The organism is Streptomyces palmae, assembly GCF_004684805.1.
GTDB lineage: Bacteria > Actinomycetota > Actinomycetes > Streptomycetales > Streptomycetaceae > Streptomyces > Streptomyces palmae.
Genome location: NZ_SRID01000543.1, coordinates 1 through 3,359, shown reverse-complemented (window position 1 = coordinate 3,359; position 3,359 = coordinate 1). Strand labels below are relative to the sequence as shown.

Annotated in this window: 2 protein-coding genes; both read right to left on the bottom strand. The window is 74.2% G+C overall.

All coding sequences use genetic code 11. From position 1 onward, the window contains the following. Positions 1 to 1,160, bottom strand: a 1,160-nt coding sequence (locus tag E4099_RS30625; RefSeq protein WP_135342360.1) for an ABC transporter ATP-binding protein, incomplete at its 3' end; no start/stop codon positions are given. Positions 1,161 to 1,208: 48 nt separating this feature from the next. Next, positions 1,209 to 3,359 (bottom strand): glycogen debranching protein GlgX (gene glgX / locus E4099_RS30620; RefSeq protein ID WP_135342359.1); only part of this gene is annotated, 2,151 nt, incomplete at its 5' end.

Here is a 3,359-nt window from a genome sequence, read left to right as displayed (position 1 = left end):
GTCTCGCCGCGCACCAGCTCCAGTGCGGCCGGGGAGCGGTCGGCCTTGGTCAGGGAGTGGCCGGACTCGGCCGGGGCACCGTCGGCGCCGGCCGGGGCCTGGTCGGCCGGCGGGCAGTCCATCACCTCGAAGTAGCGGTCCGCGGCCGAGGCCGCCTCCTGGCTGAGGGCCAGCAGGAAGCCGATCGAGTCCACCGGCCAGCGCAGCGCCAACGCGGTGGAGAGGAAGGCGACCAGGGTGCCGGCCGACAGGTCGCCGTCGGCCACCTGGACCGTGCCCAGCACCAGGGCGGCGCCGATCGCCAGCTCCGGCAGCGACATGATCAACGCCCAGAGCGTGGCCAGCAGACGCGCCTTGCGGAGTTCGGTGGTGCGCAGCCGGTCGGACAGCGCGCGGAAGGCGCGGGCCTGGCTGCGGTGCTGCCCGAAGCCCTTGATGATGCGGACGCCCAGCACGCTCTCCTCGACCACGGTGGTCAGATCGCCCAACTGGTCCTGGGCGGTGCGCGCGGCCACGGAGTACCGGGACTCGAACATCGAGCAGAGCACCAGCAGCGGCAGCAGCGGGGCCAGCAGCACCAGCCCCAGCGTCCACTCCTGGGAGAGCAGGATCACGCAGCCGACCACGATGGTCGCGCCGTTGACCACCAGGAAGGTGAGCGGGAACGCCAGGAACAGGCGCACCAGCATCAGGTCGGTGGAGCCGCGGGAGAGCAACTGCCCCGAGGGCCAACGGTCGTGGAAGGAGACCGGCAGCCGCTGCAGATGCCGGTAGAGGTCCGCCCGCATGGTGGCCTCCACCCCGGCCAGCGGACGGGCCACCAGCCAGCGGCGCAGCCCGAACAGCCCCGCCTCCGCGAGGCCGAGCCCCAGCAGCAGCGCACCGCCCAGCCACACCCCGCCCGGGTCCCGGTCCGCCACCGGCCCGTCCACCATCCACTTGAGCGCCAGCGGGATCACCAGGCTGAGGCAGGACGCGACGATCGCCACCCCGCAGGCGGTGATCAGCCGGGCGCGCACCGGGCGCACATACGGCCACAGGCGCAGCAGTGAGCGCACCGTGGACCGGTCGTCGGGCGCGGGGTCCGGTATGGCGCCGGGTTCGGAGTCCTCGGCGGAGGCGGGATCGGGCTTCCGGGAGATACGAGGCGTGGCAGACATCAGCGGTGAGCCTACGATTTTTTGCTGATCGGACTCACGTGGTTTTCCTCACCGACCCGCGTCCACCAGTACTTTCAGCAGCCGCACCGAGCGCCCCGGCACCTGGATCGCGCCGCCCGCCGCCCATCGTGCGCCGGGCGCCGACGGCCGGCGGTCGCCGGTCGCGGTGTCCTCGGCCGAGGTGTCCAGCAGCGGCTGGTACCACTGGGCCCAGGGCGGCCCGGGCAGGGTGAAGCCGACCGGGTCCGGGCCGGCGTGCAGGATCAGCAGGAAGCTGTCGTCGGTGACCGGCGCGCCCCGGGCGTCCCGGTCGGGGATCTGCCGCCCGCACAGGTACATCCCGAAGGCGGCCACCGGCGCGTACCAGTCGGCCTCGGTCATCTCCGTACCGTGCGCGGTGAACCAGGCCAGATCGCGCGGCCCGCCCGGGGACCGGGCGCGGCCGGTGAAGAAGGAGCCGCGGCGCAGCACCGGATGGGCGCGGCGCAGCGCGACCAGCCGGGCGGTGAACGCGGTGAGCGCCCGCCCGGCCGGGGTGTCCGCGTCGGCCCAGTCCAGCCAGCCGATCTCGTTGTCCTGGCAGTAGGCGTTGTTGTTGCCGCCCTGGGTGCGGCCGAACTCGTCGCCGGCGAGCAGCATCGGCACCCCGGTGGACAGCAGCAGGGTGGCCAGCAGATTGCGCTGCTGGCGGGCGCGGAGCGAGATCACCCGGGGGTCGTCGGTGGGGCCCTCGGCACCGCAGTTCCAGGAGCGGTTGTCGTCACTGCCGTCCCGGTTGTCCTCGCCGTTGGCCTCGTTGTGCTTGCGGTCGTACGAGACCAGGTCGCGCAGGGTGAAGCCGTCGTGGGCGGTGACGAAGTTGACCGAGGCGTACGGCCGCCGCCCGCCCCAGCCGAACAGGTCGCTGGAGCCGGACAGCCGGTAGCCCAGGTCCCGCACGTCCGGCAGCGCGCCGCGCCAGAAGTCCCGTACGGTGTCCCGGTAGCGGTCGTTCCACTCGCTCCAGGGCTGCGGGAACCCGCCGGTCCGGTAGCCCCCGGGGCCGACGTCCCAGGGTTCGGCGATCAGCTTCACCCGGCGCAGCACCGGGTCCTGGGCGACGGCGGCCAGGAACGCCGAGCCGGCCAGGTCCACCTCCGGCGCGCCGCGGGCGAGGGCGGTGGCCAGGTCGAAGCGGAAGCCGTCCACCCCCATCTGCGTCACCCAGTAGCGCAGCGAGTCGGTGACCAGCCGCAGCACCGGGGGGCGCGCTACGTCGAGGGTGTTGCCGCAGCCGGTGTAGTCCGCGTAGCGGCGCGGGTCCTGGGCCAGCCGGTGGTAGCCGGGGTTGTCGATGCCGCGCAGCGAGAACATCGGGCCCAGCTCGCCGCCCTCGGCGGTGTGGTTGTAGACCACGTCCAGGATCACCTCGATCCCGGCCTCGTGCAGCGCCCGCACCATCGCCCGGAACTCGCCCACCTGCTGGCCGAGGGTGCCGGTGGCGGCGTATCCGGCGTGCGGGGCGAAGTAGCCCAGGGAGTTGTAGCCCCAGTGGTTGCGCAGGCCGCGGCGGAGCAGATGGTCCTCGTGCCCGAACTGGTGCACCGGCAGCAGCTCCACCGCCGTCACCCCCAGCCGGGTCAGGTGCTCCACCGCGGCGGGGTGCGCCAGCCCCGCGTAGCTGCCCCGCAACGCGGCCGGGACCCCGGGGTGGCGCCGGGTGAAGCCCCGCACATGCAGCTCGTACAGCACCGTCTCGGCCCAGGGCGTGCCCGGCCGCCGCCAGTCGCCCGCCACGCCCCCGGCCTGGTCGGGGCCGTCGCCGACCACCACCCCCTTGGGCACGTGCGGGGCCGAGTCCCGCTCGTCCCGCACCGTGTCCGCCATCTGCTGCTGCGGCCAGTCCCGCACGTGCCCGTACACCTCGGGCGGCAGCGGGCCCGCCCCCGGACCGGGCGAGCCGGGGCCGCCGAACTCCCCGTCCACCGCCCGCGCGTACGGATCGAGCAGCAGCTTCGCCGGGTTCCAGCGGGCGCCGGTCCACGGGTCCCAGCGGCCGTGCACCCGGTAGCCGTACCGCTGCCCGGGGAGGACACCGGGCAGGAAGCCGTGCCAGATCTGCTCGGTGCACTCGGTCAGCGGACGCCGGGTCTCCTGGCCCAGGTCGTCGAAGAGGCACAGCTCCACCGCCTCCGCCCCGCCCGCCCACAGCGCGAAGCC